The following is an 18487-nucleotide window of genomic DNA, read 5'->3' as shown; positions in this document are numbered from 1 at the left end:
ATCTGATTTCTCATCCGAAATTTTCCTGTATCTCGGTCACATTTTTCAGTAGAATTTCTCGGTTAAATTCTATTCTAAAATGTTGAGTAAACATGTTTGAAATCAATCCAATTAAAAACCGTCTGCAGGACGTGTCTCAGCGCACAAATGTCCTGAGGGGGTATCTTTGACTATGACGCGAAGAAAGAGCGTCTAGAAGAAGTCAACGCAGAACTTGAACAACCAGATGTATGGAACGAACCTGAGCGTGCGCAAGCACTGGGTAAAGAGCGTGCATCACTAGAAGCGGTTGTTGAAACCATTGATCAACTAGAGCAAGGTGTGGAAGATGTAGAAGGTCTTCTTGAGCTGGCTGTAGAAGAAGAAGATCAAGAAACATTTGACGAAATTGAACCAGAACTTGCTGAGTTGGAAGAGAAGCTAGAAAAGCTTGAATTCCGTCGTATGTTCTCTGGCGACCACGATAGCTCTGATTGTTACATCGATTTGCAAGCTGGCTCTGGTGGTACAGAAGCACAAGACTGGACTAACATGCTGCTGCGTATGTACCTACGTTGGGCAGAAGCGAAGGGCTTCAAAGCTGAAGTGATTGAAGTCTCTGAAGGTGAAGTCGCGGGTCTTAAGTCGGCAACAGTTCGCATCTCTGGTGAGTATGCGTACGGTTGGTTACGCACTGAAACGGGCGTTCATCGTCTTGTTCGTAAATCTCCGTTCGATTCAGGCGGTCGTCGCCATACGTCATTTGCTTCTGCGTTCATCTATCCAGAGATTGATGAAAACATCGACATCGACATTAATCCTTCCGACCTACGCATTGACGTTTACCGTGCGTCAGGCGCAGGTGGTCAGCACGTAAACACCACAGAATCTGCGGTACGTATTACGCACGTACCTACGAACACAGTGGTTCAGTGTCAGAATGACCGTTCTCAACATAAGAACAAAGATCAGGCAATGAAACAGCTTCGAGCGAAGCTATTTGAGCTTGAATTGCAAAAGCAAAATGCGGAAAAACAAGCTAATGAAGACGCTAAGTCTGACATTGGCTGGGGTAGCCAGATCCGTTCTTACGTATTGGATGACTCACGTATTAAGGACCTCCGTACGGGCATTGAAAACCGTAATACTCAAGCGGTTCTTGATGGCGATCTGGACAAATTTATTGAAGCTAGCCTGAAATCAGGTCTATAAAGCTTTTCACCGACAAAAACAGGATACATCGAAAATGACTGATGCTGTTCAAAACGAAACTGTACTAGAAGAAAATAAGCTGATTGCTGAACGCCGCGCTAAACTGGATGCAATCCGAAAGAGCTGCAAAGCGAACGGCCATCCAAACGACTTCCGTCGTGACGCACTAGCGGGCGACCTTCAGAAAGAGTTCGGTGAAAAGACGAAGGAAGAGCTAGAAGAGCTTAACCACGTAGTAGCAATCGCAGGCCGTATCATGGCTAAACGTGGTCCATTCTTGGTAATTCAAGAAACTTCTGGCCGTATCCAAGCTTATGCTGACAAAGCGGTTCAAAAAGTACTTAAAGAAAAATACCAAGGTCTAGATATCGGTGACATCATCGGTGTTAAAGGTGCACTTCATAAGTCTGGTAAAGGTGACCTATACGTGAACATGGAAGAGTACGAGTTGCTAACCAAAGCACTACGTCCACTTCCAGAGAAGTTCCACGGTCTAACTGACCAAGAGATGCGTTATCGCCAACGTTACGTTGACCTGATCGTTAACGAAGACTCTCGTCAAGCGTTTGTAGTACGTTCTAAAGTAATGTCTGCAATCCGCAACTTCATGATCTCTAAGCAGTTCATGGAAGTTGAAACGCCAATGATGCACGTTATCCCTGGCGGTGCGAGTGCGCGTCCATTTATCACGCACCACAACGCACTAGACATGCCAATGTACCTACGTATCGCGCCAGAGCTATACCTGAAGCGTCTAGTTGTTGGTGGTTTTGATCGCGTATTCGAAATCAACCGTAACTTCCGTAACGAAGGCCTTTCTCCACGCCACAACCCAGAATTCACAATGATGGAATTCTACATGGCGTACGCAGACTACAAAGATCTGATGGACCTAACTGAAGAACTACTAAGCTCAGTGGCGCAAGAAGTTCTAGGTTCAACGTCAATGCCTTACGGTGATGAAACGGTTGAGTTTGGTGGTACTTACACTCGTATGAGCATGTTCGAAGCAATCAAGCACTACAACCCAGACCACGCGCAAATCCAAGCGCTAACAGAAGAAGACCTACAAAACCGTGATCTAATGGTTTCTATCGCGAAATCTGTTCACGTTGAAGTAGAACCTTTCTGGACATGTGGTCAGCTTCTTGAAGAGATCTTTGGTGAAACAGCAGAACCTAAGCTAATGCAGCCTACGTTCATCACTGGTTACCCAGCAGATATTTCTCCACTAGCTCGTCGTAGCGACGATAACCCGTTCTTTACAGACCGCTTTGAGTTCTTTATCGGTGGCCGTGAAGTAGCGAACGGTTTCTCAGAGCTTAACGATGCTGAAGACCAAGATGCACGCTTTAAAGCACAGGTTGAAGCGAAAGAGTCTGGTGACGACGAAGCAATGTTCTACGATGCAGACTACATCACTGCTCTAGAGCACGGCCTACCGCCAACAGCAGGCCAAGGTATCGGTATCGACCGTTTGGTTATGCTACTGACTAACACGCACACTATCCGTGACGTGATCCTATTCCCTGCAATGCGTCCGCAAGCGTAATTCGATAGGATGAGTAAAAAACCACCTTCGGGTGGTTTTTTTTGCCTTTTAGTTAAGTTAATTCAAGTTGTTGCATTTGCTTTTTAATGGGATATGCAAATAAACATTCGCCAAATCTCAATCTATTGCATAGTCTTAATACTGAGACAGACGTGAGGGGGCGGAGTCTCGATAATGTTACCCGCTCGCAAAGATAAGTTTGTGGCACAAAATTTCTATTAACAATGAAAAAGGGTTAGAGAATGGCTGGGCAGTTTAAGATGGATTCCATCCCGGGATCGCTTGTGGTAGTTGGCGGTACTTATGAGCCTTGGTTATCGGTACTGGAGCAAGTGGGCTGGAAGTGTCACCAAGTAGGTGACTTACGCAAAGCTAATACGCTGTTAGAAGATATTGGTCCATGTATCGGTATTGTTGATCTCAGCCATGACGAGTTCAGCTTGAATGGTTTGGCGAACTTAGTCAGCTCTCACAAACACGTACGTTGGTTAGCGTTTATTCGTGAATCTCAGCTTGGCACTGACACCATATGCCAGTTCATTGTTAACTTTTGTATCGATTTTTTCACAGCGCCGATCCCAGATGCACAGTTATTAAGCACAATAGGTCACCAGCTTGGCATGCTTAAGTTGGAGAAAAAAGTTTGGCCTAGTTTTGGTAGCAGTTTAGATATGGGTTTGATTGGTGAATCTATCCCGATGAAACGTTTACGCGATCAAGTGAAGCGCATTGGTCCAACGGACGTCAGTATTCTGATTTCTGGGGAAAGTGGGACTGGTAAAGAGGCGGTTGCTAGGGCCATCCATAAAGTCTCTTCACGCTCTCATAAACCGTTTATGGCAATTAACTGTCGCGCACTCAATGAACAACGTTTCCAAGCTGAAGTATTTGGTATTAACGCCGATGAAGATATGGAAGCATGCCTGCTTGAACAAGCAGATGGCGGCACCGTGTTGTTTAACGACATTCTTACCATTTCAAAAGAGCAGCAAATGAATCTGCTGAGATTCTTGCAAGAAGGCACCATTGATACCAAAGATGGCGTAAAAGCGGTTAACGTGCGTATTCTTGCTGCTAACTCGTCAGATGTTGAAAAAGCTTTGATTGACGGTGACTTCAATGAAGAGCTTTACCATTACATCAACGTTTTGCGCATCAATGTCCCTAGCTTGAAAGAACGTGCGAGTGACATCGCATTGCTGGCTCGTTTCTACTTACAAGAGTTCTCAAAAGAGTACAACTCGCAAGCAAAAAGCTTTTCTGAGGATGCATTCAAGGCACTGACACGTTATTTCTGGCCTGGAAATGTGCGTGAGCTGATGAACCAAGTGAAGCGAGCGGTATTAATGTCCGACAGCGTAATGATTGAAGAGCATCACTTAGATTTACCTCAACGTAATGACTCAAAGCGCAGCTTGAAATCAATCCGAGAGAAGAGTGAACGTGATGCGTTGCTGGTTGTTTTGGAATCTCATTCTGGTCAAGTTTCAAATGCGGCGAAAGAGCTCGGAGTTTCGCGTGCAACCATGTATCGACTACTTAATAAACATAACTTGATTTCCGAACAAGCCATGTAGTTGGCCTTTCCCTGTGTTAAATAGGCGAATAAATACAATAAAAGAGAGTGGCCACAGAGCCGCTCTTTTTATTTTTTGTTTGGTTTGATTTATAAAATCCGCAAATTTATATATTCCTCAGGTGAATATGTTATACATAAAAGTATATGAAACTAAATTGCGGTGTATTGATTTGTTTTTAATCAAAAAGGCAAAAAATGTTTGATATATATTCATCAAAGCTTACAATTTAACCGTAACTCAGTGAGTTATACCTTTCATAAACGGATTAATTTTTAGCTAGGAGGCGCAAGATGAAACATTACGTTGTTAACACCACTGCTTGCGCTGATCGTATGCCTATCGCTCCGATAACCCTTAAATCGGATGATACCAATACCACTGGCTCACAAGATAAAAATTAATCCGTAACCTATCATATTTATTACTAGGCTGCGGAAAAGTAGCGGCTTAGTATCAACAGAATATTTCTGTTCATTTTACGCACTATTTTTCCCAGTCGAATACATCGATAATCGGAGAAAATATTATGCGTCACTCTATTTACCTACAATTGGCCACTTTGCTATTGAAAGCAGACCTTAAACGCGAAGAAAAGCAATGGCAGCGCACCATACGCCGAACTGCTCATGATATTCCATGGACGAATGTTCATCTATTGAGAGATATTGGTTTAGATCGCGATGGTCGTTCTACACGTGCCAATGTTCCGGATGCAGTAAAAGTTGAACGTCGAGTTCGTCACCTTCGTCGAGTCTTAACGTCGCGAATAATGACGTAATCGTTAGCGTGTTGGGCTGACTGAGTTGCTAACGAGTCATTCAACACGCTTAACTTTTTATATGAAGTATGACTTCATTGGATAAACAGCTGATCTTGAAGATCAGCTGTTTTCGTTTGAAGGTGGTACTGTTAAGGGCAAGGATTCGAGTAAGTTGTACCTATTGCTTGAATTTCAGTAAGTAGTTCGTCGCTAAGTTGCAAATCAATACTGTCGATATTGGCTTTTAATTGGTCTAGGTTTGTTGCTCCGATAATGTTAGAAGCAACAAATGGACGCTGATTGACAAACGCGAGCGCCATTTGTGCAGGGTTTAGACCATGCTCTTGAGCTAAATTGACGTAAGCTTCGGTCGCTTTAACACCTTGTGGAGTGAAGTAGCGCGCAAAACGCTCCCACTTAGTACATCGAGCGCCTTCAGGTTTTGCCCCGTTTAGGTATTTACCACTCAGGCAGCCAAATGCCAAAGGAGAGTAGGCAAGTAACTGAACGCCTTCGTAATGGCTGATTTCAGACAAGCCAACTTCGAAGCTGCGGTTCAATAAGTTATATGGGTTTTGAATGGAGACAATTCTTGGCAAATCGTGTTTTTCTGCCAAACGCAGTAGCGACATTACACCCCAAGGCGTCTCGTTGGATACGCCGATATAGCGCACTTTACCTGCATTCACTAATTCAGTAAGCGCTTCCAACGTTTCAATTAACGTGACTTCTTCTTGTTTGTCAGGGTATGGGTAGTTGAGTTGACCAAAGCAGTTGGTTTGACGCTGCGGCCAATGTAGTTGGTACAAATCGACATAATCGGTTTGTAGACGATTAAGGCTGTCATCAATTGCTGTATGGATGTGGCGACGATTAAGGCTCATGTTGTCTCTAATGTGAGGAACATTGCGAGGGCCTGCCACTTTTGTTGCCAGTACTACTTTTTCTCTTTTGCCGCTTTTTGCCAACCAATTACCGATGTATTGCTCGGTGAGCCCTTGTGTTTCCGAGTTTGGCGGTACAGGGTACATCTCTGCGGTATCGATGAAGTTCACCCCATGATCGAGGGCAAAGTCGAGCTGTTCAAAGGCGTCCTTTTCTGTGTTTTGCTCGCCAAACGTCATAGTGCCGAGGCAGATTTTACTGATCTCAAGTGATGAGTGCGGTAGTTTTGTGTATTGCATATCACGTCCTTGAAGAGTTACCGACTAAATAAGTGACTCCAATATAGGGGATTTTTAGCCGCAATCGCAAATGATTTACGTATAAAGGAAGAGCAAACTCGAAAGCTACAGTTAGCCTAACTACACTTAAATGATCGTGTGAAGGAGGTATGTTATGCAGAAGCATCAATTGGACATGTGGCTACATGGTCCACATAAAGATACTTATAAAACTCCCAAAGTATTTGTGATTGGGTGTTCTGATGTCTCTGACTATCTTTTAGCTGTGGAGTACAAGCATCAACTTGAGCCGATTAAAGACGGTGAAGACCCGATACATTTTGGCTCTCTAGACTTAGTAAAAGAAGAACTATTGAGGCTAGGGGTCGATAAAGCGTATTTAAGGCTGCGCAATGCGTATGACGAATGTGGCACTGAAGAGGCAGCCTCGTACTGCGATATTGAGTTATCGCTCGTGACGCACTAAATAGCTGATATGGTTTTATTCTGGTTGAGTGTTAATGTAGTGCTTGAGTAAGATCTGTTCAGTAAACTGTGTTCTAAGGTAAAAGCCTCGGGGCAGAGTTTTCATCGGCTTACCATTTGAGTTGTATGCTTCGGTGAGCGCTTTTGCATTTGCGGCTTTAGGGCGAAGATGCAGCGCTTCTCCGTGTCTGGCGGAAATTTGATCAAATCTTCCCAAGACGATCATCTCCATTAACTCTTCCCAGTCATTTCGCAAAATCCGCTCTTCTTCTTCATCTGGTGACCAAATGAGTGGACTGCCCACACGTCTTTCAGCGAGTGGGATTTCTCGTTCTCCTTCTACGGGTACCCAAAGCACACGAGATAGCTTGTTTCGAACATGACTTGTTTCCCATGTAAGACCATGAACACCAGTGAGGGGAGCCACAGAAACAAAGGTTGTTTCTAAAGGTTTGCCAGAATAACTGATCGGAATACTTTTCAACTCGATCCCTAGGTTTGCGAAATCTTGTTGAGGTTTACTGCCAGCTGGAGCGCCCAAGTGCCATTCGAGTAATTGACCCACCCAACCTTTATCACGTTTTAAGTTTTCAGGAACAATCATATTCGCCTCGGCGGCCAACTCAGCAAAACTGAGTCCTGCCATATCATGCGCTCGTTCCAATAGCTCTGCTTCTGTTTGTGGTTCTGGTTTCATAGTTACAAGGTGGTATTACAAAAAATATAGTTTATCAAACTCCGACCAAATCTACTGTTTAAGATTTCACCGAGGCGGTGTAAGAACGATCAATTCATAACTTATCCACAGGCGGAGGAGGTATTGATAAGATCCTGGCGGGGTCTGTATGAATAAACAGGGGTTAAAATGCATTTTTGGGGTTGATTTTGTTGTAATCATCTAAACGAATAGCAGGTGAGTGTGGATAAATAGCCTGTTGGTGGATCTTTGACCGATCTGAGTTTGGTGAAAAGATCATCAAGAAATTGAAGATCGAATTATCGTTATTTTTAAAAATAAATACTTTCTTATCAATGTTTTATGTTTATTTTTTTGTTTGTTCATTTGTTTTTCATTTGATGGGATTGAACTGAATTACTCATTTGAATTGAATTCTTCACAAAGTTATTCACAGAAAAGGTGAATAAATGTGGGCGATGTCTCACTCTTGTGTTGATAAGGTATGGTTTGATTAAAAGATATCCAAAAATGGTGAAAAGGTAATAAATCTTGCTCATATCACATCAGTAAGTTTGCTAGTAATGGGGATATGTGGAAAAATCACGGTAATAAAAAATTTATTCATAGAGGTTAGCCAGTGATAGATGGCGATGGTTACCGACTTAATGTTGGTATTGTGATATGTAATAACCATGGTCAGGTCTTCTGGGCTAAACGATACGGGCAACACTCATGGCAATTTCCACAAGGTGGGATTGACGAAGGTGAAACCCCTGAACAAGCCATGTTCAGGGAGTTATATGAAGAAGTCGGTTTAACGAAAAAAGACGTTAAGATCATTGCAACAAGTCGTCATTGGTTAAGATATAAGCTACCAAAGCGATTGGTGCGTTGGGACTCCAAGCCTGTTTGTATCGGCCAAAAACAGAAATGGTTTCTGCTGAGATTAGAATGCGATGAGTCTCGCATTAATATGCAACGCGGAAAATCCCCTGAATTTGATGGTTGGCGCTGGGTAAGTTACTGGTATCCAGTTAGGCAAGTTGTTTCTTTCAAGCGAGATGTTTATCGACGAGCGATGAAAGAATTTGCATCCTTAGCCATGCCTTTTCGAGAGAGAAAAGCGAAAGGGAAAAGAAAAAAGCAACGTAGAGGATAATCATGCTCAGTCAGCTAAGGGAAATAGTTGAGAAAGTCTCCAGGGTCGATGATGTGCATCTGGCACTCGATATATTGGTGAAAGAGACTTGTGCTGCCCTTAGTACTGAGTGCTGTACTATCTATCTTGCTAATGAAGAAATGCAGCGCCTTGAGTTAATGGCAACTCAAGGCCTTATTTTTGAAGGTGATAGTATTCATATCAACTTCAATGAAGGCTTGGTTGGGTTGGTAAAACGAAGCGCTGAGCCTCTTAACCTTGCCGAAGCCTCAAAACATCCCGAGTTCAAATTCTTTCCTCAACTCGGCGAACAGATTTACCACTCTTTTTTAGCTACTCCAATCATTCATCGTAAACAAGTTTTAGGTGTGTTGGTGATCCAACAAAAAACACCGCGCTTGTTTAGTGAAATGGAAGAATCGTTTCTTGTTACCTTATCCGCTCAGTTAGCGGTGCTCATTGCACATGCGCAGAATCTTGGGCATTGGCAGTTAGCATCTAAACCCACGGTATTAAAAGGTTTGCCTGCGTCTACTGGTGTAGCGATTGGAGAGTTTTGGTTCGACAATACCCAGCCGAGTTTATCGGATGTTTTCCCTTCGTCCACGTTAGATAAGGAACGCGAGCACGAGACATTACTGGTGGCCATAGAGCGAGCGTTAAATGACTTTCGCCGTATGCGGAAAAAGCTGGACAGTGAAATCAACAAAGATGCGCTGGCGATCTTCGATCTGTTTACTCACTTACTGAATGATCCGATGCTTCGCGGTGATTTGAAGAAGCAGATTGAAAAAGGAGATAGGGCAGACTGGGCGTTACGCCAAGTTGTAGAGTCATACTCGAATCGATTTGCAAGAATGTCGGATGTATACATGCGTGAAAGAGCGCAAGATATCCGAGAGTTAGGGCAAAGGCTGCTCTATTTTCTGCACAACAGTGAGCAAGAAAATTCTGCAATTGATCGTCCCATTATTTTGGTGGCGAACGAACTCACTGCCACCTTGCTCGCTTCTGTACCTAAAGAGTTTTTGTTAGCCGTCGTATCATTAGAGGGAGGCGCAAACTCTCACGCTGCCATTTTATCTCGAGCTCTTGGGGTCCCTGCAGTCATGGGCGCCAACATTAATCCGGATGTGGTGAATGGCAAACTCGGGATAGTCGACGGCTATACGGGTGAGATCTTCTTAGAGCCAAACCGCCAGTTGTTGCGAGAGTATCGCAGCTTAGTAAGCGAAGAGTCTGAACTGTTTGCCATGGTAAACAAGGACCTCGCACTCCCTGCGGTTACGCAAGATAATCACCATATCGAAATTATGCTGAATGCGGGACTCAGTGCAGACAGTAATATTGCCATCAACACAGGTGTTGATGGTGTTGGGTTGTACCGAACTGAGATTGCATTTTTACTCCAGCATCACTTTCCTTCGGAAGATGAGCAGTATCATCAATACCAAGCAATACTTAACAGCTATCCGAATCAACGAGTAGTGATGCGTACTTTGGATATTGGTGGTGACAAACCTTTGCCGTATTTGCCCATCGAAGAAGATAATCCGTTTCTAGGCTGGCGTGGCATTCGTTTTACATTGGATCATCCAGACATTTTCTTGATCCAGCTGCGTGCAATGTTAAGAGCGAGTGCAGAAAGCGGAAACTTAAGTATCTTATTGCCAATGGTGTCAGGGGTAAAAGAGCTAGACGATGCCATTAGCTTGATTAATCAAGCTCACAGCGAAGCCGTTTTGCTTGATGATAGAATTCAATTCCCACAAATTGGGGTCATGATTGAAGTACCATCGATGGTGTATCTGTTGCCAACGATTGCTCACCGTGTTGATTTTGTTTCTGTCGGGACAAACGATTTAACTCAGTATTTATTAGCGGTAGATAGGAACAATTCGCGCGTAGCGGATGTCTATGAATCTATGCATCCTGCGGTACTGTTAGCGCTTAAGCAAATCCATGAGGTGTGTGATAAATATCAGGTGCCCGTGTGTATTTGTGGTGAGCTAGCGGGTGAGCCATTTGGCGCTCTTCTCTTACTTGGGTTAGGGTATACCAGTTTGAGTATGAACACCTCCAATGTGGCTAAGGTGAAATATTTGATTCGTCATAGCCAACAAGAAGAATTAGAAAAATTAGCGGAGCAAGCAATGACAAAGTCCTATGGGGAGGACATTCATCAAATGATGCATGACTTCTTCATTCAACAGGGCTTTGCGGGCTTTATCCGTGCAGGTAAAAAGTAGGAAATCGTGACCGTCTCTTTATTTTTGTTATTGTTGGCGCTAGGCGCTTTTGTGGGTGTGATGGCGGGGTTACTCGGTATCGGTGGTGGTTTGATTGTTGTTCCTGCCTTGTTGTATTTGCTTCCTCTTGCTGGGATCTCTCCAGAAATGAGTATGCACATGGCCTTAGCCACTTCGTTAGCGAGTATTATTGTCACGTCTGGCTCATCGGCGATGAATCACCTTAAGCTCGGCAATGTCGATATGTTTGTCGTAAAATGGTTGATGCCTGGTGTGGTCATTGGTGGCTTTGTTGGTGCCAATATTGCTGAGTGGATCCCTACACACTATTTGCCGAAAGTGTTTGGTGTCATTGTTCTTTGCCTGTCAGTACAAATGTTTCGTTCCATTAAAGTTACGAGCAGTAAACCTATGCCGAGCAGCCCTGTGACTGTAGTTTACGGCACGGGAATTGGTGTCGTATCAAGCCTTGCTGGTATTGGTGGTGGCTCACTGTCGGTACCATTTTTAAATAAACATGGGATAGAGATGCGTAAAGCGGTGGGCTCATCCTCCGTTTGTGGTTGCGTGATTGCTATTTCTGGTATGATCGGCTTCATCTTACATGGCTATAAAGTGGAAGGCTTACCTTCATACAGTATTGGTTATGTTTATCTTCCCGCTTTATTAGCGATTGCTATGGCCTCGATGCTCACAACAAAAGTGGGTGCGAAGCTGGCAACTAACCTTCCAACTGCGGTATTAAAAAAGATATTCGCGGTGTTCTTAATGTTTGTTGCAGCGACCATGCTGCTCTAAGTTTGTACCCAAGTCATTCTCGCTGAACCAAGCATCTAGAGGTTACTTGGGTATATTTATTTTGTTGTGATAAGAAGAGAATGATTTATGTCTCAGGGATATATTGAATTTCCCAATATTGATCCGGTTTTAATCTCTATTGGTCCTGTTTCGGTTCGTTGGTACGGTTTGATGTACCTTGTGGGCTTTATGTTTGCTCTATGGTTAGCGAACCGACGTGCGGATAAGCCTGGAAGTGGTTGGACACGAGAGCAGGTTTCTGATTTGTTGTTCGCAGGCTTCCTTGGCGTGGTGATTGGTGGCCGTGTAGGCTACGTGCTTTTCTACAATTTTGAGCTCTTCCTGGCTGACCCTTTGTATCTATTTAAAGTGTGGACCGGTGGTATGTCTTTCCACGGGGGCTTACTGGGTGTGATTACTGCGATGTTCTGGTATGCACACAAAAACGGGCGAACTTTCTTCGGTGTTGCTGACTTTATCGCGCCGCTTGTGCCATTTGGTTTGGGTATGGGGCGTTTAGGTAACTTCATGAACAGCGAGTTGTGGGGCCGAGTAACGGATGTGCCTTGGGCGATCGTTTTCCCAAATGGCGGTCCACTGCCACGTCATCCATCACAGCTTTATGAAATGGCGCTTGAAGGTATCGTCCTTTTCTTCATTTTGAATTGGTTCATCAAGAAACCTCGTCCTCTAGGTTCTGTTTCAGGACTCTTTCTTGCGGGTTACGGAACCTTCCGTTTCCTAGTAGAATACGTGCGCGAACCAGACGCTCATTTGGGGTTATTCGGTGGCTTTATTTCCATGGGACAGATTTTATCCCTGCCAATGGTGGTTATCGGTGTCCTCATGATGGTTTGGGCATACAAACGTGGTCATTACAAAGACGAATTACCACAAAAGACGAAGTAAGGTATTGGTGTGAAACAGTATTTAGATTTGTGTCAACGCATCGTTGACCAAGGTGTTTGGGTTGAAAATGAGCGTACAGGCAAGCGCTGCCTGACCGTAATCAACGCGGATTTAACCTACGATGTTGCGAACAATCAATTTCCGTTGGTCACCACACGTAAAAGTTTTTGGAAAGCGGCCGTTGCAGAGCTATTAGGGTATATTCGTGGTTACGATAATGCGGAAGATTTTCGTAAGCTGGGCACGAAAACCTGGGATGCCAATGCCAACCTAAATGATGCCTGGTTGAATAACCCATACCGTAAAGGCGAAGACGACATGGGCCGTGTCTATGGGGTTCAAGGGCGCGCCTGGGCGAAACCTGATGGTGGTCATGTTGACCAACTACGTAAGATAGTGGATGACTTAACGCGTGGTGTTGATGATCGCGGTGAAATCTTGAACTTCTACAACCCGGGTGAGTTCCACATGGGGTGCTTGCGTCCTTGTATGTACAGTCACCATTTTTCATTGCTGGATGATACGCTTTACCTGAATAGTACTCAGCGTTCGTGTGATGTACCGCTTGGCTTAAACTTCAATATGGTTCAAGTTTACGTGTTCTTGGCGATTATGGCGCAAATTACGGGCAAGAAACCTGGTCAGGCATTTCATAAGATTGTGAATGCTCACATTTATGAAGATCAGCTTGAACTGATGCGCGATGTTCAGTTGAAGCGTGAGCCATTAAAAGCGCCGACGTTCCATATCAACCCAGAGATTAAATCTCTAGAAGATTTGGAAACATGGGTCACACTGGATGACTTTTGGGTTGAAGGGTACGAGCATCACGATCCTATTCGTTACCCATTCTCAGTGTAACGAGTATCGTTCTTCAAGATATAGAAAAAGCTCCGAATGGAGCTTTTTTCTTTTTTGTACTTAGAAGGTATTATTTTAGTGCACTGACAATATAACGGTGAATTGGGTTGGTCTGCATCGGTGTGGACAGTGCCGGGCTAATAAACTTAGGTTGAGTGAATATTTCTTTACTCACTAATGAACGGATAAGCTCAAAGTACTTCAGCTCTGTTTTCCCGCACAACAATAGTGAAAAGTCATCGCCCAATTTATCATAGGCATTGAGCACCTCTCGGAATCCTCTAAGATACAAGTAATCCTTCGTTAAACCTCCACCTCGATAGACTCGGGCAGTCGTTGTAAATGCTTGAAGATCAGAAGCTTTATACTGTTCTTTTAATAGCATGAACGTATGGCGGAAATCGCGATCCTTGATCATCGACTCTACTGCCAGAACTCGTAAGGCTAAGGTTCTTAGGCGCTTGATACTGAAATGTCCTGACAGATACTCACATAATATAGCCAGCCCTTCTTGAGTGTTGGTATTGGCAGGACAACCTAAGCTCAGGACTTTTAGCGGTTGTTGACGACCGTTAAGCGTAGTCAGGAGATGTACTCCCATTTCATGATGTGCAAGAGCCTCCAGCTCATCAGTGGTGATGTACGCCGCGTGGTTAATTTTGACTCGAGATCCTGAAACTAGTGCGTTTGCTAACATCCCGTCCAACACCTGTATTTCACATTCATACCCATTGCGTTGAGCAAAATTTTGCATGAAACGTGCTATTGCACGGCTATCGTGCTGAGGTTCTTTTTCTTCTTCTGTAGGAAGGTGCAATATGAAATGGGCGTTGGCAATATCTTTGGCGCTCGGTTCCCCATAATAGCGTAAGGAGTTATAAAGAAACTCTTGCGTGCCTATGGTATTCACCTGATCCAGTTTATCTGCATAAGACTGAATTACATCTGCGTACAGCCTCTGCAATTGGGTGTCTTGAATGTTTTCTAGAGGTAGCTCATATAGACGTCGCTTTGCGCTGTGAGTATCTACATTAGTAATTGAATATTGAAAATTAGGCTCTTGAGAATATTTGTTTTTAATGAAACGTTCTCTTTCTTGAGCATAATTAAGAGGATTCACGCTACTGAGGATATCAATATCAGCAACCAGTTGGGTTAGGTTTTCGTCTATTGCGAGTAGCTGATCAGAAATAGCGTCATTAAGCTGCGTCATGTTGTCGACTCCAAATGAGATAGCTCAGCATAAGCATGCTGATGTGGCTCAAATTATCACCGGACAATCGATTTGAACAGTTTAATTATCATAAAAAAGGCTCCACGATGTGGAGCCTAAACAATAAGCGATGGTATGTCGTTGTTGTTACGTTGTTAGGGCTAGAATCGCACCTGGTAGAATAACGAATACTGACATTAGGTAGCCACCAACAACAGCTTTATTCTTAATAGCCATTTCAGAAATCATCTCAGCGCCTTTAACCGGAATCTCACGTAGGAATGGAATTCCAAAGATAAACAGCGTCGCCATGATGTTAAATACTAAGTGGACTAGAGCGATTTGAAGTGCGAATACTGCGAACTCTCCAGATACCGCTGTCGCTGCTAGTAGTGCCGTAATACAAGTACCAATGTTAGCACCCAGAGTGAAAGGGTAGATATCTCGTACTTTCAACACGCCAGTACCAACCAACGGAACCATTAAACTTGTCGTGGTTGAGGAAGATTGTACTAGAACGGTCACGATTGAGCCTGATACGATGCCGTGAATAGGACCACGACCGATGGCGTTTTTCAAAATTTCACGTGCGCGACCAACCATTAGGCTCTTCATTAATTTACCCATCACTGTGATTGCAACGAAGATAGTCGCAATACCCAAAGCAATAAGCATGACGCCGCCAACAGTATCACCGAAGGTAGAAAGTGGCTCTTTAATTGCGCCTACGACTGGCTTTGTAATTGGTTTAATAAAGTTGAAGCCTTTAATGCTCATATCACCAGTAGCAAGCAGTGGAGAAACAAGCCAGTGAGAAACTTTCTCTAAAATGCCGAACATCATTTCCAACGGAAGGAAAATAGCGACAGCAAGCAAGTTGAAGAAGTCGTGAATGGTTGCACTTGCAAATGCACGTTTGAACTCTTCTTTACAGCGCACGTGGCCAAGAGATACAAGCGTATTGGTCACTGTGGTACCAATGTTAGCACCCATCACCATAGGGATAGCGGTTTCTACAGGTAAGCCACCTGCAACCAAGCCTACAATAATAGACGTTACAGTACTTGAAGACTGAATTAAGGCTGTTGCCACCAAGCCGATCATTAGACCTGCAACTGGGTGTGCGGCAAATTCAAATAGCACCTTAGCTTGATCGCCAGTTGCCCATTTAAAGCCACTACCAACCATAGATACTGCTAGAAGAAGCAGATATAACATGAATGCCAAGTTAGCCCAGCGTAACCAACGAGCTGTGCTCGAAATTGGTGCCACTGTTGAAGTAGCTTGGTTCATCATAATTTTCTCCGTTGACCTTTCAGTTCATTTTTCGGTCTGTAGTTGAATCTGCGGGCGATGTTAGAGAACAAATATTTCAGTAATATTACAGATTTCTTGCTGTGAGAGATTTTTATTGTTCTTTTTGATAATGGCGTAAAAGAAGAAGAAAATTAATTTTTAACTTGTTGATTTTAGTGGTTAAATTTTGGTTTCGTTTTGTTTGGTTTTTGCGTTTTTTTGTAGAGAAAATGCGCCTCAGTTCAACTTTTATGACAGTATTGACTTTATACTTTCGGTAAAACTTATGCTTTTGTAAGGTATTGTATGGTTTTGTCGAGTTTATTGTTTGTCTCTGTCACATTTGGTATAAAAAGTATCACTTTCTTTTCGGGACTCGATCATGTCACATCTAAACTACAACCATCTCTATTATTTCTGGATGGTGTGCAAACAGGGCTCTGTAACTAAGGCGGCTGACGCGCTCTTCCTGACACCGCAAACCGTGACAGGACAGATTAAAGCGCTTGAAGAGCGCATGAAAGGAAAGTTAACCAAGCGCAATGGTCGTACAGTTGAGCCCACTGAGTTAGGTCAGCTTGTGTTTAAGTACGCCGACCGGATGTTCGGTTTGAGCTATGAGATGTTAGATATCGTCAATTACAGCCAGCACTCGAACATTCTATTTGAAGTTGGTGTAGCCGATGCATTATCTAAACGCTTGGTCAGTAAAGTACTGATGACGACCGTCCCGGAAGATAACAGTATTCATTTACGCTGTTATGAATCAACCCACGAACTGCTACTTGAACGCCTTTCTCAGCACAAGCTAGATATGATCCTTTCGGATTGTCCCGTTGATTCTACTCAAAGTCCTGGCCTTTATAGCAAAAAGTTAGGTGAAAGTAGCATGAGCTTTTTTGCTTCTTCTGAAATTGAAAATGTGCGATTTCCTGAGATCTTGGAACAAAAAAAACTTCTGATTCCCGCGAGCCGAACGGCTATGGGGCGTAAAGTTATTCAATGGTTTGATCGTCAAGGCCTTCAAGCCAATGTGCTGGGGGAGTTTGATGATGTTGCGTTGATGAAAGCTTTTGCTCGGTACCACGACGATGTGATTTTCTTGGCACCGACCGTATACATGTCGGAGATTGAAGACGACCGAAATTTACAGCTAATTGGCCATGTCGATGGGCTAAAAGAAGAGTACTACGTGATTTTTGCGGAACGAATGATCCAACACCCCGCGGTAAAAAATGTTTGTGATGCTGATTTCAGTCAAATGTTTGAGTAAACCCGTATCGTTGCGTAAATAAATAGATTACTATCAATAAAAATATAATTCTAAATAATATCTAAGTAAGCAAGATACTTGTTTTAGTGAGCAAAACTATTAATTATTGATGGCGCACCAATTAAAATCCTTGGTGGATAATATTGGTGTATCACTAACAACTAAATTAGAGGTTCTAATAATGAAGACTCTGGGAGTGTATCTTGATTTTCTTAGATATATAAATCAGTGCAACACAACAAGCTGGCCAGGGTTGGAATAAGTAAGTTGTAGCTAGAGGTCCAACACATGAATCTACAAGAAATGGAGCAGAACTCCGCAAAAGCCGTCGTGTTGCTCAAAGCGATGGCAAACGAGAGACGCCTACAAATCCTTTGTATGCTGCATAACCAAGAGCTGTCCGTGGGAGAGCTGTGTGCAAAGTTAGAGCTAAGCCAGTCGGCATTATCTCAGCATCTTGCTTGGCTTCGTCGTGATGAGTTAGTCACGACAAGGAAAGAAGCACAAACGGTGTACTACACATTAAAGAGTGATGAAGTGAAAGCGTTAATAAAAACACTGCATAGTCTTTATTGTGCTGAGAGTGCTCAACATTAATTAAATAGTCCTAATATACTGCTCATCTTAGAGTGTGAATCTAACTTGTTGGAATATTTGAGAGTGGCGTTAAACTTTTGATGATAGGGTACTACTCATCGACCAATTTGCTTTGTTCTCAAGTGTTTTATTAGTGCTTTCTAGTTTGAGCGTTATATGGGTAATGAATAAGCTGATGTCTTTAAATGGGACATTCAGAAAAAGAAAAGCTGGCATTGCCAGCTTTTTTTATTAAGAAAACTTTGTAGATATAAAAAAACCGACACAAGGTCGGTTTTTTCTTCACTGTAAAATCAGGACTCTATTAAAGAGCTTTGATTTGTGCAGCGAAACGAGACTTATGGCGAGCTGCTTTATTCTTGTGAATAAGGCCTTTAGTTGCCATGCGGTCTAGGATAGGTGTAACTACAGCGAATGCAGCAGTTGCAGCTTCTTTGTCGCCTGCTTCGATAGCAGCAACAGTTTTCTTCATGTAAGTACGCATCATTGAGCGACGGCTAGCATTGTGCTGACGACGTTTCTCAGCTTGGATAGCGCGCTTCTTAGCAGATTTACTATTTGCCAAGGGTCTAACTCCCAAAAACTTAGTTCTGTGACAATTTAAGGGCGAGGAATATCCCTCATTTGCGCTTAAATGTCAAATGATTTGTGCAAAAACCGATCTAAGCCAAAACAAATTTTGGTAAGAGAGGTTATCGCGGTTAAGATGGCGGGGATTCTA

The 18487-nt window shown here is 43.3% G+C and carries 17 protein-coding genes; 12 read left to right on the top strand and 5 right to left on the bottom strand.

Annotated features, from left to right (window positions below; translation table 11 throughout):
- The first annotated feature begins 92 nt into the window (after positions 1-92).
- From prfB to R7M72_RS17880, 4 genes are all read left to right on the top strand, one after another.
- Positions 93-1191 (top strand): peptide chain release factor 2 gene (prfB, locus tag R7M72_RS17895; protein ID WP_100068604.1). Its coding sequence is split into 2 segments (ribosomal slippage): positions 93-167 and positions 169-1191, totalling 1098 coding nucleotides; the frame shifts between segments, so codons are not numbered across the junction.
- Between the two features lie 34 nt (positions 1192-1225).
- Positions 1226-2743, top strand: coding sequence for a lysine--tRNA ligase (lysS, locus tag R7M72_RS17890; protein WP_005382861.1), 1518 nt, complete (start codon positions 1226-1228; stop codon positions 2741-2743).
- 242 nt (positions 2744-2985) lie between these two features.
- The gene (gene vpsR, locus R7M72_RS17885) at positions 2986-4320 is read left to right on the top strand and encodes a cyclic-di-GMP-binding transcriptional regulator VpsR (RefSeq protein WP_017635067.1); all 1335 of its coding nucleotides are present in this window, start codon (positions 2986-2988) and stop codon (positions 4318-4320) included.
- Between the two features lie 529 nt (positions 4321-4849).
- Positions 4850-5101, top strand: a complete 252-nt coding sequence (locus R7M72_RS17880) for a hypothetical protein (RefSeq protein WP_005381776.1) — start codon at positions 4850-4852, stop codon at positions 5099-5101.
- 131 nt (positions 5102-5232) lie between these two features.
- Here the strand turns inward: R7M72_RS17880 and R7M72_RS17875 are convergent, their stop codons facing one another.
- Complete coding sequence (locus R7M72_RS17875; protein ID WP_005381774.1) at positions 5233-6267, bottom strand: NADP(H)-dependent aldo-keto reductase; 1035 nt, start codon at positions 6265-6267, stop codon at positions 5233-5235.
- A gap of 154 nt (positions 6268-6421) precedes the next feature.
- Between R7M72_RS17875 and R7M72_RS17870 the strand changes: the two genes are divergently transcribed.
- Positions 6422-6733: a DUF6482 family protein gene (locus R7M72_RS17870; protein WP_005381772.1), complete on the top strand. Its 312-nt coding sequence runs from the start codon at positions 6422-6424 to the stop codon at positions 6731-6733.
- A 15-nt stretch (positions 6734-6748) separates the two neighbouring features.
- Here R7M72_RS17870 and mutH read toward each other — a convergent pair whose 3' ends face one another.
- A complete protein-coding gene (gene mutH, locus R7M72_RS17865; protein ID WP_017635066.1) occupies positions 6749-7429 on the bottom strand; it encodes a DNA mismatch repair endonuclease MutH in 681 nt (226 codons plus the stop codon).
- A gap of 619 nt (positions 7430-8048) precedes the next feature.
- Between mutH and rppH the strand changes: the two genes are divergently transcribed.
- From rppH to R7M72_RS17840, 5 genes are all read left to right on the top strand, one after another.
- On the top strand, positions 8049-8570 hold the full coding sequence (gene rppH / locus R7M72_RS17860) for an RNA pyrophosphohydrolase (RefSeq protein ID WP_005381953.1): 522 nt from the start codon (positions 8049-8051) through the stop codon (positions 8568-8570).
- A 2-nt stretch (positions 8571-8572) separates the two neighbouring features.
- Positions 8573-10819, top strand: a complete 2247-nt coding sequence (gene ptsP / locus R7M72_RS17855; RefSeq protein WP_315956856.1) for a phosphoenolpyruvate--protein phosphotransferase — start codon at positions 8573-8575, stop codon at positions 10817-10819.
- 6 nt (positions 10820-10825) lie between these two features.
- Entirely contained in the window at positions 10826-11617 is a 792-nt protein-coding gene (locus tag R7M72_RS17850) for a sulfite exporter TauE/SafE family protein (protein WP_005385965.1), read from the top strand.
- A gap of 87 nt (positions 11618-11704) precedes the next feature.
- Entirely contained in the window at positions 11705-12526 is an 822-nt protein-coding gene (lgt, locus tag R7M72_RS17845) for a prolipoprotein diacylglyceryl transferase (protein WP_005381948.1), read from the top strand.
- A gap of 9 nt (positions 12527-12535) precedes the next feature.
- The gene (locus R7M72_RS17840) at positions 12536-13387 is read left to right on the top strand and encodes a thymidylate synthase (RefSeq protein WP_005381947.1); all 852 of its coding nucleotides are present in this window, start codon (positions 12536-12538) and stop codon (positions 13385-13387) included.
- Between the two features lie 70 nt (positions 13388-13457).
- Here R7M72_RS17840 and R7M72_RS17835 read toward each other — a convergent pair whose 3' ends face one another.
- Positions 13458-14600, bottom strand: a complete 1143-nt coding sequence (locus R7M72_RS17835) for a flavohemoglobin expression-modulating QEGLA motif protein (RefSeq protein WP_053306894.1) — start codon at positions 14598-14600, stop codon at positions 13458-13460.
- A gap of 147 nt (positions 14601-14747) precedes the next feature.
- Entirely contained in the window at positions 14748-15893 is a 1146-nt protein-coding gene (locus R7M72_RS17830; RefSeq protein WP_025768431.1) for a Na/Pi symporter, read from the bottom strand.
- Between the two features lie 385 nt (positions 15894-16278).
- Here R7M72_RS17830 and nhaR point away from each other — a divergent pair, with 385 nt between their 5' ends.
- Both nhaR and R7M72_RS17820 read left to right on the top strand, forming a co-directional pair.
- Complete coding sequence (nhaR, locus tag R7M72_RS17825) at positions 16279-17169, top strand: transcriptional activator NhaR (protein WP_005385959.1); 891 nt, start codon at positions 16279-16281, stop codon at positions 17167-17169.
- A 288-nt stretch (positions 17170-17457) separates the two neighbouring features.
- Positions 17458-17766, top strand: coding sequence for an ArsR/SmtB family transcription factor (locus R7M72_RS17820; RefSeq protein ID WP_005381940.1), 309 nt, complete (start codon positions 17458-17460; stop codon positions 17764-17766).
- A gap of 304 nt (positions 17767-18070) precedes the next feature.
- On the opposite strand, the gene rpsT is transcribed toward R7M72_RS17820, so the two are convergent.
- Positions 18071-18331, bottom strand: coding sequence for a 30S ribosomal protein S20 (gene rpsT, locus R7M72_RS17815; protein ID WP_005381938.1), 261 nt, complete (start codon positions 18329-18331; stop codon positions 18071-18073).
- Between the last annotated feature and the right edge of the window lie 156 nt (positions 18332-18487).

It is taken from the genome of Vibrio sp. YT-18, from assembly GCF_033337345.1.
In the GTDB taxonomy this organism is placed as follows: Bacteria; Pseudomonadota; Gammaproteobacteria; order Enterobacterales; family Vibrionaceae; genus Vibrio; species Vibrio alginolyticus.
The sequence above is the reverse complement of the archived record's forward strand: the minus strand, read 5'-3'. Positions and strand labels throughout refer to the sequence as shown.

Bases quoted from the DNA above. Each gene is read 5' to 3' on its own strand.
- lysS (WP_005382861.1), top strand. From the start codon at position 1,226: ATGACTGATGCTGTTCAAAACGAAACTGTACTAGAAGAAAATAAGCTG.
- vpsR (WP_017635067.1), top strand. From the start codon at position 2,986: ATGGCTGGGCAGTTTAAGATGGATTCCATCCCGGGATCGCTTGTGGTA.
- R7M72_RS17880 (WP_005381776.1), top strand. From the start codon at position 4,850: ATGCGTCACTCTATTTACCTACAATTGGCCACTTTGCTATTGAAAGCA.
- R7M72_RS17875 (WP_005381774.1), bottom strand. From the start codon at position 6,267: ATGCAATACACAAAACTACCGCACTCATCACTTGAGATCAGTAAAATC.
- R7M72_RS17870 (WP_005381772.1), top strand. From the start codon at position 6,422: ATGCAGAAGCATCAATTGGACATGTGGCTACATGGTCCACATAAAGAT.
- mutH (WP_017635066.1), bottom strand. From the start codon at position 7,429: ATGAAACCAGAACCACAAACAGAAGCAGAGCTATTGGAACGAGCGCAT.
- ptsP (WP_315956856.1), top strand. From the start codon at position 8,573: ATGCTCAGTCAGCTAAGGGAAATAGTTGAGAAAGTCTCCAGGGTCGAT.
- lgt (WP_005381948.1), top strand. From the start codon at position 11,705: ATGTCTCAGGGATATATTGAATTTCCCAATATTGATCCGGTTTTAATC.
- R7M72_RS17835 (WP_053306894.1), bottom strand. From the start codon at position 14,600: ATGACGCAGCTTAATGACGCTATTTCTGATCAGCTACTCGCAATAGAC.
- R7M72_RS17830 (WP_025768431.1), bottom strand. From the start codon at position 15,893: ATGAACCAAGCTACTTCAACAGTGGCACCAATTTCGAGCACAGCTCGT.
- nhaR (WP_005385959.1), top strand. From the start codon at position 16,279: ATGTCACATCTAAACTACAACCATCTCTATTATTTCTGGATGGTGTGC.
- R7M72_RS17820 (WP_005381940.1), top strand. From the start codon at position 17,458: ATGAATCTACAAGAAATGGAGCAGAACTCCGCAAAAGCCGTCGTGTTG.